We start from the raw sequence: 7,072 nt of genomic DNA on the forward strand, positions 1-7,072 counted from the left end.
AAAGCGGTCATTCCGGCTGGTCGAGGCGCGGAAAACACCGGTTTACGCACCGCTCCCGAGGCGTCGCCCGGTGGCATAGGTTGGTGAGCCGGCGGAGCGCGACGAGCGCGGACGGCCCGGCCACGGAGGGGAAAGCATGACCATGCTCAAAGGCGCCAACGTTCCGGTCCCGGCGGAGTCGGTCCGGGTCGAGGTGGGATGGCGCACCGGGCCGGGGGTTCCGGACGTGGACGCCTCGGCGCTGCTGCTGGCCTCGGGCAGGGTCCGCTCGGACGGCGACTTCGTCTTCTACAACCAGCCGCGGCACGCCTCCGGCGCCGTCCGGCACGAGGGCAGGCGCCCCGCGGGGGACACCGTGAGCGACACCCTCGGCGTGGACCTGGCCCGCGTCGAGCCCGAGGTGGAGAAGGTGGTCGTCGCCGCCTCCGCGGACGGCGGGTCCTTCGGCCGGGTGCCGGGGCTGTACGTGCGGGTGCTCGATGCGGGCAGCGGCGCCGAACTCGCCCGGTTCGACAGCCGGGACGCCACCGTCGAGACCGCCTTCGTCCTCGGCGAGCTGTACCGCAGGCAGGGCGCCTGGAAGTTCCGGGCCGTGGGCCAGGGCTACGACAGCGGACTGGCCGGTCTCGCCACCGACTTCGGGATCACGGTCGACGAGCCGCGGAGCACGGCGCCGCCCTCCGCGCCCACTCCGACGCCCGCTCCCGCCCCCACTCCGACGCCCGCGCCCGCTCCCGCGGCGGCCCCCGTACCGCCGCCGGCGCCGCCGCGGCCCGTGCGGCTGTCGAAGGTCACCCTGACCAAGGAGGCGCCCACGGTCTCCCTCACCAAGCAGGGCGGCACCTCCGGCGCGCTGCGGGTCAACCTCAACTGGCAGGTGCACAGGCATTTCAAGGGCTGGGGGAGCAAACTGGGCCGGGCCATGGCGATGCACGCCGACCTCGACCTGGACCTGTGCGCCCTGTACGAGCTCACCGACGGCCGCAAGGGGGTCGTCCAGGCACTCGGCAACGCCTTCGGGGCGCTGCACCAGCCGCCCTACATCCACCTCGACGGCGACGACCGCACCGGTGCCGTGGAGACGGGCGAGAACCTCACCGTCAACCTCGACCACAAGGAGAGCTTCCGGCGCGTCCTGATCTTCGTCACGATCTACGAGGGCGCCCGCAGCTTCGCGAACCTCCACGCCACGGTGACGCTCACACCGCAGCACGGCGCCCCCGTCGACTTCTCCCTCGACGAGTGCACCGTCCCCTCCACCGTCTGCGCCCTCGCGCTGCTCACCAACGAGGGCGGCGACCTCGTCGTCCGGCGCGAGTCGCGCTACCTGATCCCCGAGCGCGGGGTGAGCCCGCAGCGGACGGTGGACCACGCCTACGGCTGGGGCATGCAGTGGACGCCCGGCCGCAAGTGACCTCCCGCCCGTGACGCCCGCCGGGCCGTCCGGTGGGCGGCCCGGCCGCCCCGTACCCGTACGCTGTTGTCCGTGAGAATCGCGCTCGTGGACTCCGGGATCGGGTTGCTGGCCGCCGCCGCCGCGGTGCGGCGCGCGAGACCCGACGCCGACCTCGTCCTGTCGTCCGCCCCCGACAGCATGCCCTGGGGGCCGCGGACCGCCGACGACATCACCGCCCGCGCCCTGGCCTGTGCGCGGGCGGCCGCCGCGTACGGACCCGACGCGCTGATCGTCGCCTGCAACACCGCCTCCGTGCACGCCCTGCAGGTGCTGCGCGCCGAGTTGGAGCCCGCGGTCCCGGTCGTCGGCACGGTGCCCGCCGTCAAGCCGGCCGCCGCGGCGGGCGGGCCCCTGGCCGTCTGGGCCACCCCCGCCACCACCGGCAGCCCCTACCAGCGCCGCCTCATCGCGGAGTTCGGCAACGGGACCGAGATCGCCGAGGTGCCCTGCCACGGACTGGCCGACGCCGTGGAGAAGGGCGACGAGGCCGCCGTCGACGACGCCGTCGCCGCGGCCGCCGCCCTCACCCCGCGCGGAGTGCGGGCGGTGGTGCTGGGCTGCACCCACTACGAGCTGGTCGCCGAGCGCATCCGCGCCGCCGTCCGCTCCCCGCTGGTCCCCGAGCCCGGCCTGTACGGCTCGGCCGCCGCGGTCGCCGCCCAGGCGCTGCGCCGCATCGGGGCGGAACCGGACCCGGAGGCGGCCCCCACCGGAGGACTGACCGTCCTCCACAGCGGCACGCCCACCGAACTGCCCGGTCCCGCGCGCGGCTACGCCGAGGGGCGGCTGCTGGCCGCGGACCGCGCCGTACGGACCGCCTGAGCGCACGCGTCCGCCGGTCCCGGCCGGCCCTACGGGACGTCCCCGCCCTCCCGGGCGGTCGCCAGCCCCGCCAGCAGCCCCGCCCCCGCGGTGACCTGGTTGAAACTGAGCGCGTTGCTCACGCTCGCCAGCGCGGCCAGTGCCGTGAGCGCCGCGCCCGCCGCCAGCACCACCGGCGTCGGGCGCGGCGACCGGTACAGCGCGAGCAGCAGCCAGCCGAAGACGGCGCCCAGCAGCGCCACCCCGGGCAGCCCCTGCTCGGCCGCCAGCTGCAGCGGCGCCGAGTGCGGCTTCCCGTCCGGGACCGCCGCCCGCGCGGCGGCCCGGTCCGGCCCGCCGAACCGGTCGGGGCCCGCGCCGCGCACCGGCTGCTCCACGGCGAGGGCCAGCGCCTCCTCCCACAACGCGACCCGCTGTGCGGTGAGCGGCCCCTGGAGCGGTCTCTCCAGCTCCGGCGGCAGCGCGTCGCCCGCCACCGCCCAGACGGCGCCCGCCACGGCGGCCGCGGCCACCGCCAGCGCGGCCAGCGCCGGCAGCCGGCGGCGCACCCGTCCCGCCGCCAGGGAGCACAGCAGCACCCCGAGCGCCGCGGCGCACCCGGCGGGCGAGCCGGCCGCCAGCGCCACCGCCGCGACCACCAGGGCCAGCGCGTGCAGCAGCCGCCGCGTCCGCCCGTCCCCGGCGGCCCACGCGGCGCAGCAGGCCGCGCCCGCGGTGAGCGCCGCCAGCGCGGCGTCGGCGCCCGCCCGGCCGCCCGGCGCGGCGGCGGACGGATCCGGCGGCGGAACGCCGGGGAAACCGCTGGGGAAGCCGCCGGGGAAACCACCGGGAAGGGTGCCGGTGAGGACGCCGGGGAAACCGCCGGGGAAGAGGACGAAGGACGCCAGCCCGGCCAGCGCCGCGGCGGCGGGCGCGGCGGCCGGCAGCACGGAACCGCCGATCCGCCCGCAGGCGTATCCGGCGGCGACCGCCAGCACCGCCAGCAGCACCCCCTCCGGGCGGGCGTCCCGCCCCATCGCGCAGACCAGTGCCCAGCCCGCGCAACAGCCCAGAACCGCGGCGCCGGCGACATCCGGCACGCCGCTCCGCTCCGGTGCGACGGACAGTGGTCCGAGCGCCGGTGAAGCCATCGTCTGCGACCCCCCGAGACCGACGGCCGCCGCGCCGGGCCCGGAAGTCCTCCGGGCGCCCGCCGCGGGCCGTGACGTGGGGGACACCGTAGCCCCTGGGACCGACACGGGGAACCGGCCCGGGAACACCTCCCGGAGGGACGGCGGGCGGCCGGCGGCCGGCACGTAGGCTCGTCGCATGGCGACTCCCGACTTCATCCGCGAACTGCGCGCCGGCGTGGGGCGGCGGCTGCTCTTCCTGCCCGGCGTCAGCGCGGTCGTCTTCGACGACGAAGGACGCGTCCTCCTCGGCCGGCGGGCCGACACCGGCCACTGGTCGGTCATCGGCGGCATCCCCGAGCCCGGGGAGCAGCCCGCCGACGCCGCGGTCCGCGAGGTGTACGAGGAGACCGCCGTCCGGGTCGTCCCCGAGCGGTTGGTGCTGGTGCAGACGCTGGCCCCGGTCCGCTACCCCAACGGCGACGTCTGCCAGTTCGTGGACATGTCCTTCCGCTGCCGCGCGGTCGGCGGACGGGCACGGGTCAACGACGAGGAGTCGCTGGAGGTGGGCTGGTTCGCGCCGGACGCCCTGCCGCCCCTGGAGGAGTTCGCGCTGACGCGCATCAAGCGGGCGGAGGACGACGGACCCACGTGGTTCCAGACCACCGCGGACGGCTGAAGTGTGGGCGTGACACACATCGGTGGGGGAGCGGCCGCTGCCTAGGGTGCTGGCCATGACCGCGCCGCGAACCCCGCGTACCGTCCCCCCGCCCGCCTCCGCCGCAGCCTCCGGCCCGGCGCCCGGCGTCCCCGCCGCGCCGCTGGACCTCGGCGGACGCACCGCCCTGGTCACCGGCGCCGCCGGAGGCATCGGCCGGGCCTGCGTCCTGCGGCTGGCCGCCGCCGGCGCCAAGGTGCGCGCCGTGGACCGGGACGCCGACGGCCTGCGGAGGCTGGCCGACCGGGCGGAGGGCCTGCCCGGCGCCCTGGAGCCGGTCCACCTCGACCTCACCGACCTCGACGCCGCCGAGCGGGCCGCCGCCGGCGCGGACGTGCTGGTCAACAACGCCGGGCTGCAACTGGTCCGCCCCGTCGAGGAGTTCCCGCCGGAGGTCTTCCACGCCGTGCTGACGGTGATGCTGGAGGCCCCCTTCCGCCTGGTGCGCGGCGCCCTGCCCCACATGTACGGCCAGGGCTGGGGGCGGATCGTCAACATCTCCTCGGTTCACGGACTGCGCGCCTCCGCCTACAAGTCCGCCTACGTCAGCGCCAAGCACGGGCTGGAGGGCCTGTCCAAGGTGGTCGCCCTGGAGGGGGCCGCGCACGGCGTGACCTCCAACTGCGTCAACCCCGCCTATGTGCGCACCCCCCTGGTGGAGAGACAGATCGCCGACCAGGCCGAGGCGCACGGCATCCCCGCCGACCGCGTGGTGGCCGAGATCATGCTCGCCGACACCGCCGTCAAACGGCTGATCGAGCCGGAGGAGGTCGCCGAGGCCGTCGCCTACCTGTGCGGTCCGCAGGCGTCCTTCGTCACCGGCGCCTCCCTGGTGATGGACGGCGGCTGGACGGCGCACTGACCCGTGCGCCCGGCGCACGCCCGCGCATCCAAAGCGCATGCCAGCGCACACGCGACGCACCGACCCTGGCGCGCCCGTACGACCGGCAGGTATCCCTGTGCCCATGCCCGAGCACCCCGCCGCCGAGCCCGCTCCCGGACCCTCGCCCGAGCTTGCTCCCGAACCCCCGCCCGAGCCCGCCGCCGAGGCCGCGCCCCTGGCGTTCCTGGAACTCCTCGCCCGCGGCGCGCCCGCCGAGGAGTACGAGCGGCCCGGACCGCGCGGCTCCGCCGCGGCGGACCGCGCCCGGCTCCTCGCCCTGCGGGTGCGCTCCGAGCTGGAGGGGCGCCGCAGGCGCGAGGCGGAGCTGACCGCCCTGTTCGAGACGGCGCACGACCTGGCCGGAATGCGGGACCTGGACGACGTGCTGCGCGCCATCGTCCAGCGCGCCCGCTCCCTGCTCGGCGCCGAGGTCGCCTACATGACCATCAACGACCCCGAGGCCGGCGACACCTCCATGCGCGTCACCGAGGGATCGGTCTCCGCGCACTTCCAGCAGCTCCGCCTGGGCATGGGGGAGGGGCTGGGCGGGCTGGTCGCCCAGACCGCCCGCCCCTACGTCACCGACGACTACATGCGCGACGAGCGCTTCCTGCACACCCGCAACATCGACTCCGGCGTCAGCGACGAGGGCCTGGTGGCGATCCTCGGGGTGCCGCTGGTGCTCGGCCGCGAGGTGATCGGCGTGCTCTTCGCCGCCGACCGCCGCCCCCGCGTCTTCGACCGCGAGCAGGTCGCCCTGCTGGCCTCCTTCGCCGCCCACGCCGCCGTCGCCATCGACACCGCCCGGCTGCTGGCCGAGACCCGCGAGGCGATGGCCGAGCTGGAGGCCGCCAACGCGATCATCCGCGACCGCAGCGCCGCCATCGAACGCTCCTCGGAGGTCCACGACCGGCTCACCGAACTGGTCCTGCGCGGCGGAGGCGTCGGCGACGTGGCCGCCGCCGTCTCCGAGATCCTCGACGGCGGCGTGGAGTTCGTGGAGTTCCCCGAGGAGGAGCGGAGCGCTCCCGCCCGGGCCGTCGAGCGCTCCCGGCGCGACGGCCACGCGGTGCGCGACGAGGACGCCTGGGTGGCGGCCGTCTCCGCGGGCGGCGAACTGCTGGGCGCGCTGGTGCTGCGCGGCCACCCCGAGCTCGACCCCACGGACCAGCGCACCCTCGAGCGCGCCGCCATGGTGACCTCCCTGCTGCTGCTCGCCCGCCGCTCGGCGGGCGAGGCCGAGCAGCGGGTGCGCGGCGAACTCCTGGACGACCTGCTGGACGCCGCCGACCGTGACCCCCGGCTGCTGCGCGAGCGCGCCGCCCGGCTCGGCGCCGACCTCGACGTCCCCCATGTCGTCCTCGCCGCGCGGCTGGACACCGGCGGCGGCACGGGGCAGCGGGAGACCACCGACCGGCAGCGGCTGTGGTCGGCCGCCTCCCACCTGGCGGCCACCCGGCACGGACTGGCGGCCTCCCGCGAGGGCGGCACCGTCCTGCTGCTGCCGCTGCGCGACGCGGAGGGCGCCGGGGAGTCCGGGGACCACGGGGATCCCGGGGGGACGGCCCGGCAGGTAGCCGCCCAGCTCGGCGCGGCCGTCCACGCCCCCGTCACCGTCGGCGCCTCCCCGCCGGTGCCCGCGCCCGCCGCCGACCCGGGAGCGGTGGCCGCCGCCTGCGACGAGGCCCGCCGCTGCCTGGACACCCTGCGGCTGCTGGGCCGCTTCGGCGAGGGCGCGGCGGCCGGGGACCTGGGCTTCCTCGGGCTGCTGCTGGCCGACGGCCGGGACGTCGACGGCTTCGTCCGCCGCACCCTCGGCCCGCTCCTGGACTACGACGGACGCCGCGGCACGGACCTGGTGGGCACCCTGGAGGCGTACTTCGCGTCCGGCGCCAGCCCGGCCCGCACCAAGGACGTGCTCCACGTCCACGTCAACACCGTGGCCCAGCGGCTGGAGCGGGTCGGACGGCTGCTGGGGAGCGACTGGCAGGACCCGGAGCGGGCCCTGGAGGTGCAGCTCGCGCTGAGGCTGTACCGGATGTCCTCCGCCGTCGCCCGCTGACCGCCCGGCGGGACGGGCGGTC

At 76.9% G+C, this 7,072-nt stretch carries 6 protein-coding genes; 5 read left to right on the forward strand and 1 reads right to left on the reverse strand.

All coding sequences use genetic code 11. From position 1 onward, the window contains the following. The first annotated feature begins 136 nt into the window (after nucleotides 1-136). Both QC029_RS02070 and QC029_RS02075 read left to right on the forward strand, forming a co-directional pair. A complete protein-coding gene (locus QC029_RS02070) occupies nucleotides 137-1,414 on the forward strand; it encodes a TerD family protein (protein ID WP_279553543.1) in 1,278 nt (425 codons plus the stop codon). Between the two features lie 72 nt (nucleotides 1,415-1,486). Beyond that, nucleotides 1,487-2,278 carry an aspartate/glutamate racemase family protein gene (locus QC029_RS02075; RefSeq protein WP_279553544.1) on the forward strand — a complete coding sequence of 264 codons (792 nt, stop codon included), beginning with the start codon at nucleotides 1,487-1,489 and terminating at the stop codon, nucleotides 2,276-2,278. A gap of 29 nt (nucleotides 2,279-2,307) precedes the next feature. Here QC029_RS02075 and QC029_RS02080 read toward each other — a convergent pair whose 3' ends face one another. Next, the gene (locus QC029_RS02080) at nucleotides 2,308-3,357 is read right to left on the reverse strand and encodes an O-antigen ligase (RefSeq protein WP_279553545.1); all 1,050 of its coding nucleotides are present in this window, start codon (nucleotides 3,355-3,357) and stop codon (nucleotides 2,308-2,310) included. A 229-nt stretch (nucleotides 3,358-3,586) separates the two neighbouring features. On the opposite strand from QC029_RS02080, the gene QC029_RS02085 reads away from it, so the two are divergent. From QC029_RS02085 to QC029_RS02095, 3 genes are all read left to right on the forward strand, one after another. Next, nucleotides 3,587-4,066, forward strand: coding sequence for an NUDIX domain-containing protein (locus QC029_RS02085; RefSeq protein WP_279553546.1), 480 nt, complete (start codon nucleotides 3,587-3,589; stop codon nucleotides 4,064-4,066). Between the two features lie 55 nt (nucleotides 4,067-4,121). Beyond that, nucleotides 4,122-4,967: a 3-hydroxybutyrate dehydrogenase gene (locus tag QC029_RS02090; protein WP_279553547.1), complete on the forward strand. Its 846-nt coding sequence runs from the start codon at nucleotides 4,122-4,124 to the stop codon at nucleotides 4,965-4,967. A gap of 103 nt (nucleotides 4,968-5,070) precedes the next feature. Continuing rightward, nucleotides 5,071-7,050 carry a GAF domain-containing protein gene (locus tag QC029_RS02095; protein WP_279553548.1) on the forward strand — a complete coding sequence of 660 codons (1,980 nt, stop codon included), beginning with the start codon at nucleotides 5,071-5,073 and terminating at the stop codon, nucleotides 7,048-7,050. Nucleotides 7,051-7,072: the final 22 nt, after the last annotated feature.

It is taken from the genome of Streptomyces sp. DH37, from assembly GCF_029813835.1.
Lineage (GTDB): Bacteria > Actinomycetota > Actinomycetes > Streptomycetales > Streptomycetaceae > Streptomyces.

Excerpts from the sequence above, each read along its gene's own strand:
- QC029_RS02085 (WP_279553546.1), top strand. The coding sequence starts at position 3,587 with ATGGCGACTCCCGACTTCATCCGCGAACTGCGCGCCGGCGTGGGGCGG.
- QC029_RS02095 (WP_279553548.1), top strand. The coding sequence starts at position 5,071 with ATGCCCGAGCACCCCGCCGCCGAGCCCGCTCCCGGACCCTCGCCCGAG.
- QC029_RS02070 (WP_279553543.1), top strand. The coding sequence starts at position 137 with ATGACCATGCTCAAAGGCGCCAACGTTCCGGTCCCGGCGGAGTCGGTC.
- QC029_RS02090 (WP_279553547.1), top strand. The coding sequence starts at position 4,122 with ATGACCGCGCCGCGAACCCCGCGTACCGTCCCCCCGCCCGCCTCCGCC.